The organism is Comamonas odontotermitis (genome assembly GCF_014207855.1).
GTDB lineage: Bacteria > Pseudomonadota > Gammaproteobacteria > Burkholderiales > Burkholderiaceae_C > Comamonas > Comamonas odontotermitis_A.
On the sequence record NZ_JACHKZ010000012.1, the window covers coordinates 22,425 to 44,304 of the forward strand.

The following is a 21,880-nucleotide window of genomic DNA, read 5'->3' on the forward strand; positions in this document are numbered from 1 at the left end:
ATAGCGCTTTCCCCAAAAGCGTTTGAGGCCAATCACCTTCCTTTTCAAGAGTTCTTCCCCAGCCCCGCTCCATTTTTTCCAAGGAGAGCACCATGTCACGTCACACCACATCCTCTTCGCGCCGCGTTCCCCGCACACATCTGGCGCCACTGGCCGCTGCCGTGGCACTGCTTGGCGCAGCCATGGGCGCGCAGGCCCAGATCATCAGCGCGGGCCCGCCAGCGGTCATCGGACCCACGCCGTCGCAAAACAGCAGCGGCCCTGTGACCGCCAATGGCGGCGCCAACCTGGTTCTTGGTACCCTGGACCCGGTCACCACCAACAACAGCAATAACAGCCTCGGCGCCAGCGCCCACGGCAACGAACACCAATTGGCCCCTGGCGCCACGGAGGCGCTCTCCATCACCAGCCAGGCCGGTGCCGTCAACCCCGTAGTGACAGCCACCCAGCTGGTCACGGGCGCCGTTACGGCCAATACCAACAATACGACCGTCGGCATCGACACCACAGGCGCAGCCAATGCGCTGGCGAATGCGGGCAGCCGTGTCGGCGCCACGGCCAATGTGAGCGGCAACGAGGTTTCCACCCAAGCCAGCGGCAACTCCGACGTCGCCACGATGGCCATCAGCGCCCCCACGCTGGTGCTGGCCACGCCCGCCATTGCCGGCACCGGGCAGGTAACGGCAAGCAACATATCAGCCAACACCGCTGTGCGGCTGCTGGGCGCCAGCATTCAGCCCCGCAGTGGCAGCTGGACGGATTTGACCGTCAACGTCTCCGGCAATACCGCAGACACATCCGCCTCGGCCAACCAATCAAAGACCGGCATTGCCGTTACTACACCTGCAGACCTGACCATCTCCACCACCGGCGGGCTCATGAGCGGCGTGACCCAGGTGCAGGCCGGCACCACCAGAGCCATCAGCGCCGTTGATACGCTGGGCACGCAAATCCAGGGAACCCTCACCTCTCCAAGCCCTTCGAACAGCAGTTTCAACACCAGCGGCAACCAGGCCACGGCATCAGCGCAGAGCAACCAGCAAAGCAACCAGATTGCAATGGACGCGGGCTCCGTCCAGCTTGACGGCACGCTGCCTGCATTTGCCAACACGGTGCAAGCGGCCAGTGGCAGCACGCAAGCGCAGAGTGTCGTAGGCATGCTGGGCGTGAGCAACGCATCCACCAACTCGTCCGGCAACCAGTACATCGTCAATGGCAATACCGCAGGTGCAAGCGCCAGCGGCAATACAGGGAACACCGGCGTCTCCGTGACGGCTGACAGCAGCATCACCGGCCCTGCGGCCATGGGCCCCGAGGCCATCGTGACGGTGGGCAACACCCAGAGCTTTGCCGGTGCGGGCGTCAGTGCCCATACCAAGGTGACCCAGCTGGGCTCGTCGATGGCACCTTCGATTCTGGGCAACTCCAGCGGCGATACCCAGACCATTTCGGGCAACAAGGCCTACGCTTCGGCCCAGGGCTCCGACGCCACCAATACCGCGAACCTGCACGCCAGCGGCAGCATCGACAACACCGGCGCTGCGATAACCAGCACGCAAAGCCATGCAAGCGGCAACGTCAGCGCCATCACCGAAGTGACTGCGTTGGGCAGCCGGGCGCTCTTCTCCCAAGGTGGGAGCCAGACCGTGACCGGCAACAGCCTGCAGGCCACTGCGCAAAGCACCCGGGCGAGCAACGCCATCTCCATCACGGGCGGTTCGCTCAATTTCACACCCGCAGCCATTGTCAGCACTCAGACGCACACCGTCGGCAACACCAGCGCCACTGTGGATGTCGCACAGGTTGGCAGTGTTCGCACCACGCTGGGACCCTTGTCCGTCAACACCTTTACCCGCGACCAGCAGACGGTAAGCGGCAACACTCTGGCCGCCGTTGCCAGCAGCCAGACTGCCAGCAACCAGACCGCCATCAACGGCACCAGCCTGGACAATGCAGGTGCGCTGATCGCCAATACACAGACGCATGTCTCCGGCAACGTGAGCGCCACGGTGGCAAACCTCAACCAGGTCAGCCCTGCACCCGCCCCTAGCCCCACCATGGCGATGGTGGGCGTGTCCGGGCTGTCGCTTTCAGGCGGGCAGAGCATCGTGTCGGGCAACAACGCCAACGCCGATGCCAACATCAACCTCGCTGCCAACACCGCAGCGCTGAAAAGCGACACCAGCATGAATGGAGCGGGCAGCGGAGCCATCCTGGGCAACGTGCAGGACGCGCAAGCTGGCAACGCAACTTCGCTGGTACAGGTGGACTTCGGGGTATCGGGCCTGCGCTCGGGTGGGCATGAAGCCATCGTCTCGGACAACAGCGCCAATGCCAGCGCCAGCCAGAACCAGGCGATCAACACCATCAGCCTGCAGGCCGGAACCAACCTGGCGGCGCCCACATTGCAACTGGGCAGTGACCAGAAGGCCTCAGGCAATACCAGCGCCACGGTCGTCACCAACCTGCTGACTGGCACCGGCGTGAGCAACAGTGGCGCCACCACCGTGAGCAACAACCAGGCCAGCACCAGTGCGCGCGCCAATGTTGCCAACAACCTACTCGCGCTTGACTCGACTACCGCCAGCGGTGGCCTCGCCGGTGTTCTGTCGAACGTGCAGGCCAATGTCGGCCAGGTCAATGCCAACACCACCATGACGATTGGTGTGCAAGGCGCACTGGATACGGGGGCGGTCACCGTTTCGGGAAATGCCGTCGATGCACTGGGCGCTGGCAACGCGGCGCTCAACAGCATCAACGCAGCAGCGGGCACCGCCTTCAACGGCAACAGTGCCAGCCTGCTGAACACGCAGACCAACAACGGCGCCATCACCGCCACTGCTGCGCTCAATGCCCCTGCGGGCCAGCCCATGGTGAGCGGGGGAGCCACCACCTCCAATCTGCTGAACAACACGGTGACTGCAACGGCCTATGGCAACAACGCAGTCAACCAGATCAACATCGTCGCCCTGCCCGGCCAGCTGGTGGCCAGCACCAACCTGACGTCGACGCAGATCAATACGGGCGCAGTGACCGCTGGCGCCAGCGGAAATGTCAGCAGTGGCGGTGTCTCGACGGGCAACAACATCTCCGGCAACCGCATCAGCGCCGTGGCCGTGGGCAACAACTCGGTGTCGTCCATGACGCTGGGTGTGAAATAAGCGGCACCCTCACTGCCGCCCGGGCGGACGCATCGTCCCTCGCCGTCCGCCCTTTTGCCCACCACCGGTGGGCTCTTTTGCCTCTGCACACGCCACGCCCGCACCGCTGTGCTGAGAACGTGTTTACGATCTCTACGCAGCCGCGTTGGAGTGCAATCGGGATGAGTTCGAAGTGCTGGGGCCGCAGCTTGCACCGGGGTACAAGCAAGGGGCAGCACGAAGAAATCGCCCGGTTTCACTCGAACCCGTAGGGACACTGGGTTTGGGGGCGCCCGGCTAGGGGCGGTCTGCGTCGTTGCAAATCCTCGCAATAGCGGGGCTATTGATGCGGTATTGCGCCTAGCAGCCCATCGCTAGCCGGGCGCCCCGCAAAGCCACTGTCGCGGCGCGAGGAGATCGTAAACACGTTCTGAGGCTTGAACGGGCAGATGGGGCGCGTTTGCACCAAGAACGGCAGACGCGCTTCAGGTCATGCGCCAGCATGGCCTACAATCAACTTCAGCTTGCGCCACCCAGAACGAATAACCAAAGCGCAGCCCCCTGGCCACTGTTTCTGCTTGCAACGCGCAGCTTGATATCCGCAGTGGTTGACCTTATCTCTCCAGGGTCGGCACGACACTGCAGTCGCAGACTGTCGCCCGCCTTTGGCTGTTTTTCTTGAATGGAACACTTGTGAATCCTTCGTTTCGTACATCCGCCTCCGTGGTTGCCCTGACCGTTGCTGGCCTGGTGCTGCCAGGGCTGGCCCACGCCAAGCGCATGGGTGGCGGTTTCAAATCGCGCCCTGCGGCTACGCAAAAAGCAGCGCCCGCGCCTGCTGCCACGCCAGCCGCAAATACAGCAACCAAAGCAGCGCCTGCACCTGCTGCACAAACGCCAGCCGCTACCAATTCGGCAGCAGCGGCCACACCAGCGGCCCCTGCCGCTGCAGCCCGCCCCAGCATGATGGGCACCATGGGCGCAGCAGCCGTGGGTGCCGTTGCAGGCACCATGGCTGGCAGCGCCATGGCCGGTGCCATGGGTGGCGACAAGGCCAAGGAAGAAGCTGCCGCCAAGGAAGCCGAAGCCAAGAAGGCAGAGGCCGAAGCGGCCGCGCTGCAGAAGAAGGCCGATGAAGCCAAGGCCAAGGCAGAAGCCGCGCGCTCTGCCGCCAAGTAAGAAACCCGCTCAGGCTGTACCGCCTGGTGGCTCACGCACAAAAGCCCGCATTGCGGGCTTTTGTGTTGTTGAGCGATAAAAAGGCCCGCAGCCCGGCAGCGCATCCAATCCAATGGCGCTGCCCGCAACCGCTCAGCGCTTTGGCTCCGGTGATTGCTCGGCCAGCGCGGCACGCAAGGGCCGCAGCAGCTCGCCCAGGCCGTTGTGGTCGATTTCGTGCATCAGCGCCAGCAGCCTGCCCAGATCGCCCTTGGGAAAGCCTTCGCGGGCAAACCAGTTCAGATAGTTGCCCGGCAGATCAGCAATCGCACGGCCCTGGTACTTGCCAAAAGGCATGGTGGTCGTCAGCAAGCGCAGCAACTGCGCAGGATCGAGGCCGGTGGCATTGGCAGGAGTCATGAGCGCAAGCATAGCGGAACAGCGCCCACAGAACTGCGTCGATCTCATATAAAGACAATAATCTTTATAACCAAATCTCTTTATATTCTTTAGAAAGAATATTTTTTGGCGCTAGACTTGGCACCCATCTTGGTTCAGTCCCATCAAGAAAGATTCCATGTGCTGCCGGGGCTGGTCTTTTTACTAATGCAAAACACCATGTTCAAAAAAACGCTTTCTGTTCTCGCCATTGCGGCTCTGGCCGTGTCCGCCCACGCTGCCGATGTGGTTCTGAAAGTGGCTGCGACGCCCGTGCCGCATGCCGAAATCCTGAACTTCGTCAAACCCAAGCTCAAGGCCGAGGGTGTGGATCTGCAGGTCAAGGAGTTCAGCGATTACGTGCAGCCCAATGCGGCCGTTGAAGACAAGCAGCTCGATGCCAACTTTTTCCAGCACCAGCCTTACCTCGACAGCTACAACAAGGACCGCAAGAGCAGCATCGTGGCCGTTCCCAATGGCAAGGTGCATGTGGAGCCCTTCGGCGCGTACTCCAGCAAAATCAAGAATATCAAGGACTTGAAGGACGGCGCAACCATTGCCATCCCCAATGATCCCTCCAATGGTGGTCGCGCGCTGCTGCTGCTGCAAAAGCATGGCCTGATCGAGCTCAAGGACGCCACCAAGCTGACCTCGACCCCGCTGGACATCGCCAAGAACCCCAAGAAGCTGAAGTTCAAGGAACTCGAAGCCCCCCTGTTGCCACGCGCACTGGCGGATGTGGATGTGGCCCTGATCAACACCAACTACGCCATTGAGGCCAAGCTGAACCCCACCAAGGACGCGCTGTTCATTGAAAGCTCGGACTCGCCCTACACCAACATCGTGGCTGCCCGTGCCGATCGTGCCAATGACGAAGCCATTGCCAAGCTGACCCGCGCCCTGCACAGCGAAGAGGTCAAGAAATTCATCCTGGACAAGTACAAGGGCGCCGTCGTTCCCGCCAACTGAGCAGATGGTGGATGGACACCGCGCCTGCAGCGGCAAACCAATGTCTCTGACAAGGATTTAGCAGGCGTTAACAATGCTTGCATTGACCGCTGATTACAAAAGGCACTCATTGAGAGTGCCTTTTGTCTTAGTGGCTCCTGTAACATGCAGGTCTGCAAAGGGCGATAGTCCCGTTGCAGCCCGATTCCGCGATTTCTCCCTCTGTATGTCCAAACTCATCGTGCACGGCGGCACACCCTTGCAGGGCCGCATCATTCCCTCGTCCAACAAAAACGCCGTGCTGCCCGTGCTATGCGCCACCTTGCTGACCAGCGAGCCGCTGGCCCTGCATGGCGTGCCCGACATCACCGATGTACGCAAGATTCTCGATATCTTCGAGAAGCTGGGCTCCAACGTCGAGATGAACTACCAGACGGGCGAGCTGAAACTGCACCACCGTGATACGCATTTCGACGCCTGCAAACACCATCTGCCTGAAGAAATGCGCTCGTCCATCATGCTGGTGCCACCGTTGCTGGCGCGTTTTGGCGTGGCGCGGCTGGAGGACAACGTCAAGGGCTGCACCCTGGGCGTACGCGAGATCGACCCGCATATCGAAGTCTTCCGCCGTTTTGGCGGACGTGTGGAGCATGGCGAAGGATCGCTGATCGTGCGTGCCGACGAGAAGCTGCACGCCACCCAGCACTGGCTGGACTACGCCTCCGTCACCACCACCGAGAATTTTGTGCTGTGCGCTGCCACGGCCCAGGGCACTTCGGTGCTGACCAATGCCGCCTGCGAGCCGCATGTGCAGGAATTCTGCCGCTTCATGACCATGCTGGGCGCGCAGATCGAAGGCATCGGCACCTCGCGCCTGACGGTGCATGGCGTGCAAAAGCTGGGGGGTGGAGATTTCCACTTCGAGGAAGATTTTCACGAAATCACCACCTTCCTGGCGCTGGGTGCCATCACCGGAGGCGACGTGCAGGTGCGCAACCGCACGCCTGACAATTTCCCGCTGATCGACCGCACCTTTGCCAAGTTCGGCGTGCAGATCGAACACAAGGACGGCTGGTCGCGCGCCATCCGCACCGGCCCGCTGAAAGTCGAAACGCCCTTCACCCGCAATGTGCTCACCAAGGTCGAGGCGGCTCCCTGGCCCTACTTCCCGGTTGACCTGCTGCCGATCTTCATCGCCCTGGGCGTGCGCGCCGAAGGCAATGCCATGTTCTGGAACAAGGTGTACGACGGCGCACTGGGCTGGACAGGCGAGCTGTCCAAGTTCGGCGCCCACGTCTTCTCGTCCGACCCGCACCGTATCGTGACGCTGGGCGGCAATCCGCTGAGCCCTGCCGTGGTCGAGAGCCCCTACATCATCCGCGTGGCCATCGCCTTGTTCATGGTGGCAGCCAGCATTCCCGGCCGCTCCGAGATCCGCAACGCCGCCCCCATCAAGCGCGCGCATCCCCGCTTTGTTGAAAACCTGCAGAGCCTGGGCGCCAAGGTGGAATGGGCTGGCGAAAACTAAAGCTACACTTTAGATAGCAAAAAGCGCTTACCGCATCTACGGCAAGCGCTTTTTTATACCCAAAATTCCGTCGAAACACCGTCAGACCAAGGCCTGGGCATCTCCTGCAGCTTTCTGCGGTGCGGGCGCTACCGCAGGCGCAGGCCTGGATGTGAGTGCGCTGCCCATGGCCGCCACCATGATGGTGCCGATGGCCGACCATTGCACCAGGCTCAGATGCTCTGCGAGCACCAGCGTACCGGCAATCGCCGCAATGGCAGGCTCGGTTGCCAGCATGGTCGAGAATGTGCCGGGCGACAGCCGCTTCAAGGCAAACATCTCCAGCGAATACGGGATCGCACTCGAGACGGCAGCCACCGCCAGCCCATACAGCAGGATAGAAGGGCTCAATAGCTTGGCGCCCGCCTCGGCAATGCCAAACGGCACCACCACGAACGCTGCAGCCAACAACCCCAGCGACACCACCATGCCGCCATGCATGTGGCCAGCGCGCTTGCCCAGCACGATGTAGCCGGCCCAGCAAGCGGCGGCAATGCTGGCATACAGCAGGCCCAGCGGATCGAGATGCCCCACCTGCACACCGAGCATCGGCAGGATCAGCAGCATGAACAGGCCCGTGGCCGCCAGCCCGAGCCAGACAAAATCCAGCCAGCGCCGCGATGTAAGCACGGCCACGGACAGCGGCCCGATGAACTCAATCGCCACGGTCACCCCAAACGGCAGGCGCTTGATCGCCATATAGAACAGCAGATTCATCAAACCCAGCACCGCGCCGAAGATGGCAATCTGCCTCAGATTGGCACGGCTTGGCCCAAACCGCCATGGGCGCCAGATGGCCAGCAACAGCAGTGCCGAAAAGCCCACCCGCAGCGCCGTAGTGCCCTGCGCACCCACGACAGGGAACAAATGTTTGGCAAAGCTGGTGCCCAGGCACAGGGATGAGACCGATGCCAATACCGCAACCGATGGCAGCACGCGCTGCCCCAAGGAATTTTGCATGGACGAGATAATATTGCGAAGCTGCCAAGTAAATTGCGCAAAATTGCACTGCAACATGCAACTTCCGCTCTGTCTGCCGCTGCAATGCGCGCCTCGCCGATGAAAGCCGATCTCGACTCCTTTGACTGGGCCATTCTGGCCATTCTGCAAAAGAACAACCTCACCCCGCAGCGCGAAATCGCCGAGCGGGTGCATCTGTCGCCTGCCGCTGTGCAACGGCGCATCCGGCGGCTGCAGGACAGTGGTGTGATCGCAGCCAATACCGCACAGCTCAACCCCGAAGCCGTGGGCAGGCCCCTGACGATTCTGATCGAGGTGCAACTGGTCAACGAGCTCGATGCATTGACCGCCGGATTTCGTGCCCGCGTGGCGGCCGAGCCTGCCGTGCAGCAGTGCTACAGCACCACGGGGCATACGGATTACCTGCTGGTGGTTACCGCTGGCGACATGCAGGAATACCAGGCCATCACCCAGCGGCTGTTCGGCGGCGACCAGAACATCCAGCGCTTTACGACATCCATCGCCCTGGCCACCTTGAAGCGCAGCCTGCAGATGCCATTGCCCGGCTGAATGAGCATTGCCTGTACAGGGCACCCTGTTTTGCTATCAATAAGCGAGCGTCTTTGATTTTCAAGGTGCGCGACACACCTTCATCTGCTGCCTGCTCACAAACCATTTGGCAGCTTTCACCCAGCCTTGCCAAGCATTGCATTTGGCCCGGTTACCACCATCTACTTGTCATATGCAGCAGGCGGGCAGGAGCCTCCTGCGCTCTCTTCTTGAGGACGCACCATGCAAGACAACCAACCCACCATCATCCTCAGCGCCCAGGCCCTGGACCAGCGCCTGCCGGGCATTGACCCATTCATCTTCGGCATGTACCACCAGGACCGCTACCCCGCAGGCAATGGCCAGTTGGGTCCGCAGCAAGAGCTGTTGCAAGGCCGCGAGATTGGCATGGATTTCAGCGGCAAGGACGGCTTCAGCATGTACCACGGCGAGCAGGTGCCAGGCTTTCCCGCGCACCCGCACCGGGGGTTCGAAACCGTCACCATCGTGCGCAAGGGCCTGGTGGACCACGCAGACTCCCTAGGCGCCACGGCCCGCTATGGCGAAGGTGATGTGCAGTGGCTCACCACCGGCTCCGGCGTTCAACATGGCGAGATGTTTCCCCTGGTGCACGAGGACAGGGACAACACGCTCGACCTGTTCCAGATCTGGCTGAACCTGCCTGCCAAAAACAAGATGGCGCCGCCCGATTTCACGATGTTCTGGGCGCATGACATTCCGCATGTACGGCAATCCGATGCCCAGGGCCGCCAAAGCGAGGTGGAAGTGATCGCGGGCGATTACACCCCCGTCCATGCAGGCGGAGGCGGTAGCCCGAAGCCGACCAGGGCACTGACGCCTCCCACCCATTCCTGGGCCAGTGAGCCGGATGCCGATGTGGCGATCTGGATCATCCGCCTGGAGCCCGGTGCCACCCTGGTGCTGCCCGCCGCCAGCCGCCACGCACGCCGTGCGCTCTATCTGACCACAGGCTCTACCCTGACGGTGGACGGCCAGCGCTTTCACCAGCCGGTGATGGTGGAAGTGCAGCCCGATCACCCTGCGCCGCTGCGCAATGACGGCAATGAGGCGATCGAAGTGCTGATGCTGCAAGGCAAGCCCATTGGTGAGCCGGTGGCATCTCACGGCCCGATTGTGATGAACACCCAGCAGGAGGTGGTTCAAGCCGTGCATGATTTTCAGCGCACCCAGTTTGGTGGCTGGCCGTGGCCCAGCCATGCCCATACCCATGGCACCAGGGGCCGCTTTGCCCAGCACCCCGACGGCCGGGTGGAAACGCCGCAGGTCTGATCTGCCGCTTCTCGAAGAAATGCCGCAAAAGCAGAACCCGCCAGTAGCGGGTTCTTTTCGTATTAGTCAGTGCATGGCACCAATTCCGAGTCGAAATTGACTCCCATCAATACCACCACCTATGGAGCGATTTGGTCCAGCCCACCGTACACCCACCAAGCCAGGGTCAGCATCATCACGCCGGTCAGGCCATCGAGGATGCGCCACGAGAGCGGATTGGCAAACAGCTTCTGCATGCGTTTGCCAGCATGCGCCAGGGTAACAAACCAGGTGAGACTGGCACAGGCTGCGCCTAGCACGAACACCCATTTGAGCATCCCATCCTGGCGCGCGCCAATGGAGCCGACCAGCACCACCGTGTCCAGATATACATGGGGGTTGAACAAGGTGATCACCACGAGTGCACCCAGCACGCTCCACAAGCTGCGGCGGGCGGCGGCCGTGGTCTTCTCTGCAGCGCCACCATCGCCATTGGCGCCCAGCGAAGCATCGGGCGCCGTTGCCATGCGCCACAGCGCCATCAGGCCATAGGCAAGCAAAAAGATGGCGCCCCCCAGCGTGAGGTAATAGGCCAGCGTGGGCGAATCGCCCAACACCTGCGCCATGCCCGCAACCCCGATACCGATCAGCAGGGCATCGGCAAACACGCACCAGGCCACACAGGCACGGATATGTTGCCCATTGACGGCCTGCCGCAATATGTACAGGTTCTGCGCGCCGATCGACACGATGAGTGACATGCAGACAGTAAAGCCCGCCAGCCAGGTAGAAGTCATAGTTGTAGTCCACATAGGCGGTGATTGTGCGCTGCCCCAATAATTAAGTAAAATTAAATAACCTGAATCATATGAAGCAATGCTAAATGCTGGACTACCTGGGACTGGCTGCTCTTGCCGCCGTGGTGCGAGAAGGCAGCTTTGAGCGCGCCGCCAAGAAGCTGCATGTCACGCCATCGGCGGTGTCGCAGCGTGTCAAGCAACTCGAAGAGCGCACCGGACAGGTGCTGGTGCAGCGCGGCAACCCCTGCACCGGCACCGAGGCGGGTCGGCGCCTGTGTCTGCACCTGGAGCAGGTGGCACTGCTGGAAAATGAGCTGCGCCGCAGCAACCCCGACCTGCTGCCGCAAGCGCCGGTAGCGCCAACGCTCAAGCTGGCGGTGAACGCGGATTCACTCTCGACCTGGTTCATGGACGCGATGGCCGAGTTCACCGCAGGTGGCGACGAACTGCTCGACCTGCGCATCGACGACCAGGATCACACGGCACAGGCCCTGCGCGAAGGCGCGGTGATTGGCGCGGTCACCGGCGCCAGCAGCCAGATCCCCGGCTGCAACAGCTGGCCGCTGGGAACCATGCGCTATGTTGCCGCCGCCAGCCCCTCTTTCGTGGCACGCTACTTTGCTGAAGGGGTGAGCGCAGAGGCCCTGGCCCGGGCTCCGATCATGACGTTCGACCGCAAGGATCGCCTGCAGGATCAGTGGATGCAGGCCAACGGCCTGGCCTCGCGCAACAGCGGGCCGCGGCATTTTCTGCCGTCCAACTATGGCTACGTGCGCGCCTGTGAGATTGGCATGGGTTGGGGCATGCATCCCGAGGTACTGATTGACGAGCAGTTGGCGCGCGGCCGCCTCGTGCCCTTGATTGCAGGCACACCGCTGGATGTCCCCCTGTTCTGGGCGTTGCCGCGCAGCGCACAAACCAGCCTTGCGCGGCTGACCGATTGCGTCATGCGGGCAGCGGCAGAAGTGTTGACTCCCGCTTGAACCGCACGCGCAGTATCGAAACTGTAGCAACTACGCCGCATTGCACCTAACCGTTCAGCGCAAAGCGCTGGTAAACCGCAGCGAGGGCTCCTATCATGGCGGAGATAAAAACGTCCATCTCCCTGAAGGGCGCCAGACTGAGCGGAAAAAGGATGCCGTCCATCCACGGATGGCATGTCCCCAACAGCCCCTGCATCACACTGCATACCATGGCCTTATCCACCGATTTCACGCCTCTGTCCCTGGCAGTGCTGCCCCGCCGCAAGCGCAACTGGCTTATGCGTTTATTGCGGGTTGTATGGATTGCCTTGGCGCTGCTGGCACTTGCAGGTGCCGCAGCGTGGTGGCAGCTGACCTACCCCGGTGTGACAGCCAGCGCGCTGCCAGCAGCTGCGCAACCGTTGCGCGGCGCAGGTGGCGCCTCGGTGGAACGCCTGCAAGCCCATGTCAGGGCGCTGAGCGAGAACTTTCCCGGCCGCAGCTTTGACCAGCCCGCACAGCTGGATCTGGCGGCCAACTACATTCACGCCCAGCTGCAAGCCCTGGGCGCCGCGCCTACTCGCCAGCCGGTGCGGGCGGATGGGCAAACGCCCTACCACAACATCGTTGTGCGCCTGGGCCCCAAAAAAAGCGAGGCAGGAGGCGATGCGCCGCTCCTCGTGATTGGCGCCCATTACGACACAGCGCGCACCAACGGTGTGGCTGCCGGATCCACACCAGACGCCCGCAGCCACACGCCTGGCGCGGACGACAATGCAAGCGGCGTTGCCGGATTGCTGGAGCTCGCCCGCCTGTTGGTTGCCCACCCACCCAGGCAGCCCGTGGAGCTGGTTGCTTATACGCTGGAGGAACCACCCCAGTTCCGCACCCCGCAGATGGGCAGCTACCAGCATGCAGCAACACTGGCCGAGGCCCGCCAGCCGTTGCGCATAATGCTCTCGCTGGAAATGATCGGCTACTTTGACGACAAACCTGCAAGCCAGCACTACCCAGTGCCTGGCATGGCGGCGATCTACCCCAGCGCTGGCAACTTCCTGGCGCTGATCGGGCAGTTAAGCCACTTTGCAGCAACGCGCGAAACCTATGCCCAGATGCTGGGCGGCGCGCAGATCGATGCGGCCGGCACCGCGCCATTATCGGTGCGCGCACTCAGCGCTCCCGCATCGCTGCGCGGCATCGATTATTCCGACCACCAGAACTACTGGCGCTTTGGCTACCCCGCGCTGATGGTGACGGACACCTCCTTCATGCGCAATCCGCATTACCATCGCAGCAGCGACACCTGGGACAAGCTGGATTACCGCCGCATGGCGCAGTCGGTGAACGCCGTGCTGGCCGTGGCGCTGGCCGAGCCTCTGGACCCCGGCCATGGCGTTGTGCCCCTGGCCAGCCAACCATCGCGCTGAACTATATTCATAGAAAATCGTCTTTGAGCGCATACTCGTATTGCGCCATTTGCTATCAATTTGATAGTTAAAGTATTTTTCCAAAGCACGCACCATGATTGAGGTACAGAACCTGATCGTTGACTACCCCGGCCACCGGGCTCTGCATGGCATCAACCTGCGGATTGCCGCAGGTACGGTCACGGCGCTCGTCGGCCCCAATGGCGCGGGCAAATCCACCCTGCTGCGCTGCATGGCAGGGCTGGAATCACCGCTTGCCGGCAGCGTGCATGTTGCAGGCGTGGATGTGCAGGAAAACCCCCGCCGCGCCCATCAGCACATGGGCTATCTGTCCGATTTTTTTGGTCTGTACGAAGCCTTGTCCGTCGCCCAGTGCCTGCAATACGCGGCAGAAAGCCAGGGCCTGAGCCGCCAGGCCGCCGCACAGCGCGTGCACGCGGTGGCCCAGCAACTGGCGCTGACCGACAAGCTCGGCAATGCGGCGCGCAACCTCTCGCGCGGCCAGCGCCAGCGGGTGGCCATCGGCCAGGCCATCATTCACCAGCCGCAGGTACTGCTGCTTGACGAACCTGCCAGCGGGCTTGATCCAGAGGCGCGCGGCAGCCTCTCCGCCCTTTTTCGCCAATTGCATGCCCAGGGCATGACCCTGATCGTCTCCAGCCATATCCTGAGCGAGCTGGACGAATACTGCACGCACATCCTGTCGATCCGGGAGGGCCGCATCACCAGCCATGAGGCATTGAACGCTGCGCCGCACACTGGCGGCAGCAGTGCGGCGCAGCCTGGCGAGCTGGTCATGCAGGTGGAGCTGGCGGCACCGCTGGCCGCGGGCTCTGCCGCATTGGCCGGCTATCGCCTGCTGGATGTACGCACTGCCACCGAGGCCAGCCATACGCTCTGGATTGCCTTGCCCTCCGCCAACAATGCGGAGCGCGTGCAGTTGCTGCAACAGCTGGTGACCCATGGTGCCCAGGTGCTGAGTTACCACCAGGCCCGCACCAGCCTGCAGGAACGGTACCAGCAAAGCCTGCAGGCCAGTTCCCGGCACAGGCCTATGGCCGACGTGCCCGGCGTTCCCGCCGATCTTTTTGCCAAGGAGCTGGAATGAACCCGGAACTGCGCCGCCAGCTCACGCTGGAACTCACCCCCTCGCGTCTGGTGCTGATGCCCGCCATTCTGCTGCTGATGGCCGTCTGCGTCTTCATGATCGAGCAGCACGAGCCAGTGCTGTACTTGCACCGGGGCGCACTGGCCGTCATGGGCCTGCTCGCTGCCTGTGTAGGCACATTCACGGCCCTCTCCAGCATCAATGACGAAGTGAACGAACGCACCTGGGATCAGCAGCGCATGAGCGCCATGGATCCCTGGCGCATGGCATGGGGCAAGTTGCTTGGCGGCCCGAGCTACGCCTGGTACGGCGCATTGCTGTGTGCGGGGGTAGCCCTTGCAAGCGGCGTGCTGCTGGGGCGCACCAGCTACACCTTGCAGACCATACTGCTGTGCGTGCTGGGCATTGGTGCGCTGCACTGCGGGCTGATGGCGAGCCGGCTCTATGGCCTGGACCCTGCCAAACCCGCAGGCAACCGCAGCACCTGGGGGCTGGTAGTCATTGTGTTCTTCCTGGTGCAAATGGTTGGCGGCCTGGTTGTCGGGCTCGATTCTCTGCTCGGAACCCGCGAAATGGTGCGCTGGTGGGGTGTGCCCATGGCAGCCCCGCGCCTGGCGCTGTTTCTGGCAGCGCTCTCCTTGCTGCTGGGCCTGCTGGCACTGTGGCGCGCCATGGCCATGCAGCTGTCGGTGCCCACCACGCCCTGGGCCTGGGCGCTGGGCAATGCCGCCGCCTGCATGCTGCTGCTGGGCCTGGTGCCCGACAATACGGCCCGCGTGCTGGGCGCCATTGCTTTGCTGGTGCTCGCCACCTACTATGCCGCGGCCATGGACAGCCAGACCGCCCAGCGCTGGCGCAATGTGCTCTACAGCGCACGCCATGGCCAGTGGCGGCGCGTCTGGCAAAGCCTGCCGCTGTGGCCTGTCAGCTGGTTCATGGCGTTTGCGGTGCTGCTGCCCGCCTATATTCTGTGGAATGCAGACCCGCTGGCGGCACGCGACCGCCTCGGCCCCTTTGTGCTGATGGTGTTGCTGCACGTGCTGCGCGACTGCGGCATCCATCTGTTCTTTGCGCTGCGCAACAGCTACCGTTCTCCGCTAGGCATGACGATGCTGGTTTTGCTCGTGCTGGGGGGTATTCTGCCCGCCATCTTCTGGTCCACAGGCCTTGCCCCGCTGTTCGAGCCCCTGTATGGAGCCTTCGGCCGCCCGCTGCACCATGCCATGACGAACGCACCAAGCCTGGGCTGGCTGGCATGGGCCGGTATGCTGGTGCAGCTGGCGGCAGTAGCCGCTGCAGTGTTATGGCGTTTTGCGCAGATGGCGCCTGCTGCGCAAGGCACGCAGTGGCCACAGCGGATGTCTGGCGGATAAGCGCACCGGGCTACCGTATCGCATGGTGCTGGCATGGCCCGTAGTTGACCACCCTCCAATCCGCCGTATCGGCTGCTTGATGAATAAAGCGGCCTTCAGCTTTTTCTCGGTGACATTCAATGCTACTTGTTCAATAGCATATATACGACCATCTCAGAATGCCGAAGACTGGCCCTCGGCGGCTTTGGCCGCCTGCCGCAGCGGATGAAAATTCAGCAGTCGGGTTGCCATCATGGTCTCGATCATGAAGCAGCACAGCGCCGACACAAAACTCACCACCCCAAGGCCAAAGCTGATCATGGCCGCCATCGACCACGCCCGTGCGTCGATTTCTGCTGCCGCCGTCTGGCCGATGAACAGCAGGATGATGGTCAGCGCAATCAGCGCGCCGCACCCTGTCAGCAGCCCGATGCAGACATTGGCCAGACGCCCGCGACGGCGCAGAAAACCCAGCTCCAGCATGGAGCGCTGGATGTAATCCGCATCCTTGGAAGCGCTCATGCGGTCTTCCAGCACACGGCCTCGGTCAATGATGCGCGCCAGTCGCCCGGCCACAGCGCCAATCATCCCGGCCACGCCGGTCAAAAAGAAAACAGGGGCCACAGCGAGCTGGATGCTGTGGGTGATATTGCTGACGTCGATGGCCATGGTTGCGATAAAAACTAAGGGAAAACCAGTATTGCCAAATGATTTTAAAGACGAAGGCAATACCTGTCTCAGCTATCGCAAGAAATGGGCCAGATAACGAGGCACCAAAGTGGTGCCTAAACGACGTCCTCTGCCCTGCCTGAAAGAAATTGGCGGCCCAATACCATCCATTCTGCATCGACAGCTACAAATTAGATAGCAATCAGCGCAATCTCTCATGACGGGGAGTGCAGCTTCAATAGTGCGGCGGCAGCTCATCGCGCAGATTGCGCACGCTGGCGCCGCCTCCTTGCTCGGGCAGGCGCTGCTGCAGATCCAGCAGCATTTGCTGCAGGCGGTCAATCTGTTGCTGCTGTTTGTAGATCGTCAGGTTCAGATCCTCCAGCAGGTCTTCGGCGTAGGCCGATTTGATCTCCAGCGCCTCAACACGGGCCTGGAGCTGTTCGGTAGTGGGCATGGCAACTCCTGGAAGTACGTCTCGGAACAATAACGCCGGAGTGTGAAACCTCACACACCGGCGTCAGGAACGAAACGTGTTTACGAAATCAGAACGCCTTGGCCAGGCGCGCCATGCCTTCTTCGATCTTGGGAATATCCGCCGTGGCAAAGGACAGGCGCAGGGTCGATGGATCGGGGTTCTGCGCAAAGAACGGCGTGCCGGGCACGAAGGCCACGCCCTGCTCGATGGCTCGCTTGGCCAGAGCGTTGCCGTCCTTTTCCTGGCCGTTGGCTCCCGTCAGTTGCACCCAGATGAACATACCGCCTTGGGGCTGCACAAAGCGCACCGCATCGCCCAGGTGGCTGCGCAGTGCATCGCCCATGGCCTTGCTGCGTGCAGCGTAGGTGGTCCGCACGCGCGCCAGGGTGGCTGGCATGCGGCCTGCCTTGAGGTACTGGGCAGCAGTGGCCTGCGCGAAGGTGCTGGTGTGCGCATCGCTGAACTGCTTGCACATCACACACTTGGCCAGCAGCTCGGCTGGGGCGATCAACCAGCCCAGGCGCAGGCCGGGGCTGAGCACCTTGCTCATGCTGCCGCAGTGCGCAAGATACTCGCGGCTGCCCGGCACGCTGTGGGAGAGCGCCAGCATGCTGGGGGGCGGGGGCGCGTCAAAGTACAGGTCGCCATAGGGATCGTCCTCCACCACCAGGGTCTGGTGGCGCACGGCCATCTCCAGCACCTGCTTGCGACGCTCCAGGCTCAGCAGTGCACCGCTGGGGTTGCCAAAGGTGGGCACCAGGTACACGAGCTTGGGCTTGTGCTGGGCGATCAGCCGCTCCAGCTCTTCGGTGATCACGCCATGTTCATCGATCGGCGCACTGATGACTTCAGCCCCGTAGAGGCGGAAACACTGGATGGTGGCGAGAAAGGTCGGCCCTTCGACAATCACCTTGTCGCCTGGCGAGATCATGGTCTTTCCCAGCAGATCCAGGGCCTGCTGGCTTCCGGTGGTGGTGATCAGCTGCTCGGGCGCGAGATTTTGCACGCCCTTGCCCGCCATGAAACTGGCAATCTGCTCACGAAACGGCTGGTAGCCTTCGGTGGCGCCATACTGCAATGCCGCACCGGGCTCTTCCTTCAAGGCGGCGTTCGCCGCCTGCTGTACGCCATCCACATCGAACATGGCGGCATCTGGAAAGCCCCCGGCAAAGCTGATGATGCCGGGCTTGCCCAGCAGCTTGAACAGTTCACGAATGGCGGAAGTCTCGACATTGTCGAGGCGAGAGGCGAAACGCAGTGTCATGGAGCTTTCTCTCAAGAATCAAAAACAGGGCAGTCCGGCACCAGCGCCAGCAGCCCTACCACAGGGCCAAGGTGCCCGGCTTTGGCAACTCCTGCCATTTTGCAGCTTTTTGCCACCCACCGGCGTCGCTCTGGCATCCGTCGGCAGCCAGTTGAGTGCCTGCGCGTCACATCGGTGTTGGTTTTGAACAGGTTCTTGGGTTTTGCACGCCCGCGCATCGTCTATGCTTGCAGCCAGACAGATTCTGCAGACGGGAGCACCCGTTGTGCAGCCACAGAGCCTACGCCCCCTGGGCACGAATGACATGCGGATAGCCGGTTTCTTTTTTGCCATTGCCAAACTGATCGCCTCACTGCTGATGCTGGCAGGCGTGGTCTGGGCCTGTGGGGCTCTGTGGTTTCAGTTGGCGCAAACGGTCAAATCGGGCTCGGCGCGCGGCCTGATCCTGGGCGTATGGGTCGGCGTTGGCCTCTACAGCATCTATCTGCTGTGGCAGCATCGGGCACCCAAGGGCCTGCTGATCTATGGTGTGCTGCTGGGCGCCATTCTGGTGTGGTGGAGCACCATCCACCCCTCCAACACGCGCCGTTGGGCGCCCGATGTGACGCAACAGCTCTCCGGCAGCATCAGCGGCGACATCGCCACGCTGCACAATGTCCGCAACTTTGACTGGCAGACCGCCACCCGCGCCACGCCGCGCTGGGAAGACCGCAGCTATGACCTGAACCAGCTGGTATCGGTGGACATGGCGACCTCGTACTGGATGGGCCCAGCCATTGCCCATACCCTGGTGTCCTTTGGCTTTGACGATGGCAAGGGCCCGCGCAGATACCTGACGTTCTCGGTCGAAATCCGCAAGGAGGCTGGCGAGTCTTTCTCAGCGATTGGTGGCTTCTTCAAGCAGTTCGAGCTGAGCCTGGTCGCCGCCGAAGAGCGCGACATTCTGCGCGTGCGCAGCAATCTGCGCGGCGAGGAGGTGTATCTCTACAGCATTCAGATGCCGCGCGCGGCCATGCGCTCGCTGTTTGCCGCCTATGTCGACAAGGCCAATGCCCTGGTGGAGGCGCCTGCGTTCTACCACACGGTATTTGCCAATTGCACCACCATTGTGTTCGACATGGTGCGCAGCATTGTCCCAGGCCTGCCGCTCGATTGGCGCCTGCTGGCCAGCGGCTACCTGCCGCAGTATGTAGACAGCCTGGGCGCGCTGGCGCGCACCCATGATTTCGAGGCGCTGCGCGGTGCAGCCCACATCAATGACCGCGCCCAGGCAGCGCTGCCAGGCGAGGATTTTTCAGCAGCCATTCGCAAAGGCGTACCGCAGGCCCCCGCCTTGCCTTGAGCCGGGATGTGATTCCTGACGCGCAGCAAGACCAGGACTCTTATCCGGCCGCGCAGTCGCATCAGATACTTTCCAGCAGCGGGCTGCGCAACTGGCTGTAGCCGCTGGCCTCGTCATAGGCGTGGCCCAGCTGCAGCACCGGCCAATCTGCGCGCAACCCACCCACGATCTGGATGCCGGCCGGCAACCCCTGGGCGTTGATGCCCGCAGGTACGGCAAGCGCGGGCAGGCCCGCCATGGTCGCGGCAATCACGACCTCCATCCAGCGGTGGTAGGTGTCCATCTCTCGCTCGCCCACCGTGTGCGGCCAGTCCAGCTCCACTGCAAAAGGATAGACCTGGGTGCAGGGCATCACCAGGTAATCAAAGCGCTCCAGCAAGCCCTGCAACTGCAGGTACCAGCTGCTGCGCACCTTGGCGGCCTCATAGATACGCATGCCCGACAGGCGCATTCCGCGCTCGATCTCCCACACCGCTTCGGGCTTGAGCAGGCTGCGCTTGGCCGGATCGGTGTAGAGCGCCAGGTTGCCACCTGCCACCTGCAGGCTGCGCAGATCGAGCCAGGCCTCCCACAATTGCTCCAGATCAAAGTCGAGCACGGCAGGCTCGACCACAGCACCCAGGCTGCGAAAGTGCTCCAGCGCCGCCTCCTGCTGTGCCAGCAGGCCGGGCTCCATGGCCAGGTGGCCGCCCCAGTCGCCCAGCCACCCGATGTGGGCACCCTGAAAATCGCGCTCCAGGCCTTCCACCGGAAAAGCACCCGCAGGCCACTCGCGCGCCAGCGGGGTGCGGGCGTCCCCTCCCGCCATCACCTGCATCTGCAGGGCCAGATCGGGCACATTGCGGGCCATGGGGCCGTTGGTGCTGTATTGCTGCAGGAACAGCTCCTCAGCCGGGCCGTAAGGCACTGCTCCCAGCGATGGCCGAAAGCCATACACGTTGTTGAAGGCGGCCGGAGTGCGCAGCGAGCCCATCATGTCCGAGCCATCGGCAAACGGCAGCATATGCAGGGCAGTGGCCACCGCCGCGCCGCCCGAACTGCCCCCGGCAGACCGCGTGGGCACCCAGGCATTGCGTGTGGCGCCATACACCGGGTTGTAGGTATGGCCACCGAGTCCGAATTCCGGCGAATTGGTGCGGCCGACAAACACCGCACCGCTGGCGCGCATGCGTTCAAAGTGGATGGCGTCGGCCTCTGACACCTGGCCCACGAACAGCGGCGAACCCCGGGTCGTCACCATGCCCTGCACCGGCAGAATGTCCTTGGGCGCCTGCGGAATACCGTGCAGCAACCCGCGCGAGCAGCCTTGCGCCATCTCCAGATCCAGCCGCTGCGCCTGGGCAAGCAGGGTTTCACGGTCTTGCAAGGCAACAATGGCATTGACTTGCGGGTTGAGCGCATCGATCTGCGCCAGGTAGGCATGCAGCACTTCCACGCAAGAGACTTTGCGCGCATGGATGGCTGCAGACAGCGCAACACCCGATAAGTCGGTGATCTGGGCAGGCAGGTTGGGCATGGCGGCTCCTTGAAGGCTTTGCCCCCATACTAACCAGCGCATACAAATCCCCGGCAAGCCCGCTGTCGCCTCCGCGCATGGCGATAATCGCAGTCAAACCCATCAACGACTGATGCAGATCAGGCGCAGGCAGGATGCTTGCATGCCAGAGGCGCTCCCTGGGCACCCTGGCTTTGCGCAAGAACATGCATTAAAACAAGTTGCCCCATGAAGACCGCCGATATCGAACCGTTTTTTGCCACGCTGAAAGCTGCCAACCCCTCGCCGCAGACCGAGCTGGAATACACCTCGGTGTTCGAGCTGCTCACCGCCGTGCTGCTGTCGGCACAGGCCACCGATGTGGGCGTGAACAAGGCCACGCGCAAGCTCTTTCCCGTGGCCAACACGCCGCAGGCCATTCTGGACCTGGGCCTCGAAGGCCTGGAGAACCGTATCAAGACCATTGGCCTGTACCGCAGCAAGGCCAAGCACCTGATGGAAACCTGCCGCATGCTGGTCACCCTGCACGCAGGCAAGGTGCCAGACACCCGCGAAGCGCTGGAGGCCCTGCCGGGTGTGGGTCGCAAGACGGCCAATGTGGTGCTGAACGTGGCATTTGGCCAGCCCACCATGGCGGTCGATACGCACATCTTCCGCGTCGGCAATCGAACGGGCCTGGCCCCCGGCAAGAATCCGCTGGAAGTGGAAAAGCAGCTGATGAAACGCGTACCCGCTGAATACGCCGTCGACTCGCACCACTGGTTGATTCTGTTGGGCCGCTATGTGTGCCAGGCACGCAAACCGCGTTGCTGGGAATGCGTGGTAGCGCCCTACTGCGACTTCACGCCAAAGACACCCGCACCGGTGCCGGGCAAGCGCTAATAGATTGCTACTAAATTAATAGCTAATTGCGCTTTCCACGCTTTTTCACGC

General features: G+C 62.4%; 19 protein-coding genes. 12 read left to right on the forward strand and 7 right to left on the reverse strand.

Going from position 1 to position 21,880, the window contains the following annotated elements; translation table 11 throughout:
* The first annotated feature begins 92 nt into the window (after positions 1-92).
* Both HNP33_RS11040 and HNP33_RS11045 read left to right on the forward strand, forming a co-directional pair.
* The gene (locus tag HNP33_RS11040; RefSeq protein ID WP_184708474.1) at positions 93-3,161 is read left to right on the forward strand and encodes a beta strand repeat-containing protein; all 3,069 of its coding nucleotides are present in this window, start codon (positions 93-95) and stop codon (positions 3,159-3,161) included.
* A 702-nt stretch (positions 3,162-3,863) separates the two neighbouring features.
* Positions 3,864-4,319 carry an ABC transporter substrate-binding protein gene (locus HNP33_RS11045; RefSeq protein ID WP_325064931.1) on the forward strand — a complete coding sequence of 152 codons (456 nt, stop codon included), beginning with the start codon at positions 3,864-3,866 and terminating at the stop codon, positions 4,317-4,319.
* A gap of 132 nt (positions 4,320-4,451) precedes the next feature.
* Here HNP33_RS11045 and HNP33_RS11050 read toward each other — a convergent pair whose 3' ends face one another.
* A complete protein-coding gene (locus HNP33_RS11050) occupies positions 4,452-4,718 on the reverse strand; it encodes a DUF3820 family protein (protein WP_184708470.1) in 267 nt (88 codons plus the stop codon).
* Between the two features lie 198 nt (positions 4,719-4,916).
* On the opposite strand from HNP33_RS11050, the gene HNP33_RS11055 reads away from it, so the two are divergent.
* Complete coding sequence (locus HNP33_RS11055) at positions 4,917-5,705, forward strand: MetQ/NlpA family ABC transporter substrate-binding protein (RefSeq protein WP_184708467.1); 789 nt, start codon at positions 4,917-4,919, stop codon at positions 5,703-5,705.
* Positions 5,706-5,910: 205 nt separating this feature from the next.
* Positions 5,911-7,212 (forward strand): UDP-N-acetylglucosamine 1-carboxyvinyltransferase, encoded by a 1,302-nt coding sequence (locus HNP33_RS11060; protein ID WP_184708465.1) that lies wholly within the window; start codon positions 5,911-5,913, stop codon positions 7,210-7,212.
* Positions 7,213-7,293: 81 nt separating this feature from the next.
* Here HNP33_RS11060 and HNP33_RS11065 read toward each other — a convergent pair whose 3' ends face one another.
* A complete protein-coding gene (locus HNP33_RS11065; RefSeq protein ID WP_184708463.1) occupies positions 7,294-8,211 on the reverse strand; it encodes an EamA family transporter in 918 nt (305 codons plus the stop codon).
* Between the two features lie 99 nt (positions 8,212-8,310).
* Between HNP33_RS11065 and HNP33_RS11070 the strand changes: the two genes are divergently transcribed.
* Together HNP33_RS11070 and HNP33_RS11075 are read left to right on the forward strand one after the other, a co-directional pair.
* Complete coding sequence (locus HNP33_RS11070) at positions 8,311-8,781, forward strand: Lrp/AsnC family transcriptional regulator (protein ID WP_221452053.1); 471 nt, start codon at positions 8,311-8,313, stop codon at positions 8,779-8,781.
* Positions 8,782-9,003: 222 nt separating this feature from the next.
* Positions 9,004-10,071 carry a pirin family protein gene (locus HNP33_RS11075; RefSeq protein WP_184708459.1) on the forward strand — a complete coding sequence of 356 codons (1,068 nt, stop codon included), beginning with the start codon at positions 9,004-9,006 and terminating at the stop codon, positions 10,069-10,071.
* A 119-nt stretch (positions 10,072-10,190) separates the two neighbouring features.
* Here HNP33_RS11075 and HNP33_RS11080 read toward each other — a convergent pair whose 3' ends face one another.
* Positions 10,191-10,862 carry a LysE/ArgO family amino acid transporter gene (locus HNP33_RS11080; RefSeq protein ID WP_184708457.1) on the reverse strand — a complete coding sequence of 224 codons (672 nt, stop codon included), beginning with the start codon at positions 10,860-10,862 and terminating at the stop codon, positions 10,191-10,193.
* Positions 10,863-10,933: 71 nt separating this feature from the next.
* Between HNP33_RS11080 and HNP33_RS11085 the strand changes: the two genes are divergently transcribed.
* The 4 genes from HNP33_RS11085 (at position 10,934) to HNP33_RS11100 (ending at position 15,720) form a co-directional block, all read left to right on the forward strand.
* Positions 10,934-11,833, forward strand: coding sequence for an HTH-type transcriptional regulator ArgP (locus HNP33_RS11085; protein WP_184708455.1), 900 nt, complete (start codon positions 10,934-10,936; stop codon positions 11,831-11,833).
* A 209-nt stretch (positions 11,834-12,042) separates the two neighbouring features.
* Positions 12,043-13,239, forward strand: coding sequence for a M28 family peptidase (locus tag HNP33_RS11090; RefSeq protein ID WP_221452054.1), 1,197 nt, complete (start codon positions 12,043-12,045; stop codon positions 13,237-13,239).
* A gap of 94 nt (positions 13,240-13,333) precedes the next feature.
* On the forward strand, positions 13,334-14,347 hold the full coding sequence (locus HNP33_RS11095) for an ABC transporter ATP-binding protein (RefSeq protein WP_184708453.1): 1,014 nt from the start codon (positions 13,334-13,336) through the stop codon (positions 14,345-14,347).
* A complete protein-coding gene (locus tag HNP33_RS11100) occupies positions 14,344-15,720 on the forward strand; it encodes a hypothetical protein (RefSeq protein WP_184708451.1) in 1,377 nt (458 codons plus the stop codon). The genes HNP33_RS11095 and HNP33_RS11100 overlap by 4 nt, the downstream gene beginning before the upstream one ends.
* Before the next feature lie 153 nt (positions 15,721-15,873).
* Here HNP33_RS11100 and HNP33_RS11105 read toward each other — a convergent pair whose 3' ends face one another.
* The 3 genes from HNP33_RS11105 to HNP33_RS11115 form a co-directional block, all read right to left on the reverse strand.
* Entirely contained in the window at positions 15,874-16,368 is a 495-nt protein-coding gene (locus tag HNP33_RS11105; protein ID WP_184708449.1) for a DUF2721 domain-containing protein, read from the reverse strand.
* A gap of 235 nt (positions 16,369-16,603) precedes the next feature.
* Positions 16,604-16,825, reverse strand: a complete 222-nt coding sequence (locus tag HNP33_RS11110) for a SlyX family protein (RefSeq protein WP_184708447.1) — start codon at positions 16,823-16,825, stop codon at positions 16,604-16,606.
* An 88-nt stretch (positions 16,826-16,913) separates the two neighbouring features.
* A complete protein-coding gene (locus tag HNP33_RS11115) occupies positions 16,914-18,110 on the reverse strand; it encodes a PLP-dependent aminotransferase family protein (protein ID WP_184708445.1) in 1,197 nt (398 codons plus the stop codon).
* 265 nt (positions 18,111-18,375) lie between these two features.
* On the opposite strand from HNP33_RS11115, the gene HNP33_RS11120 reads away from it, so the two are divergent.
* Positions 18,376-19,452, forward strand: coding sequence for a DUF4105 domain-containing protein (locus HNP33_RS11120; protein ID WP_325064932.1), 1,077 nt, complete (start codon positions 18,376-18,378; stop codon positions 19,450-19,452).
* A gap of 61 nt (positions 19,453-19,513) precedes the next feature.
* Here the strand turns inward: HNP33_RS11120 and HNP33_RS11125 are convergent, their stop codons facing one another.
* Positions 19,514-20,968 (reverse strand): amidase, encoded by a 1,455-nt coding sequence (locus tag HNP33_RS11125; RefSeq protein WP_184708443.1) that lies wholly within the window; start codon positions 20,966-20,968, stop codon positions 19,514-19,516.
* Positions 20,969-21,175: 207 nt separating this feature from the next.
* Between HNP33_RS11125 and nth the strand changes: the two genes are divergently transcribed.
* Positions 21,176-21,829 (forward strand): endonuclease III, encoded by a 654-nt coding sequence (gene nth, locus HNP33_RS11130; RefSeq protein ID WP_184708441.1) that lies wholly within the window; start codon positions 21,176-21,178, stop codon positions 21,827-21,829.
* The last annotated feature ends 51 nt before the right edge of the window (positions 21,830-21,880 follow it).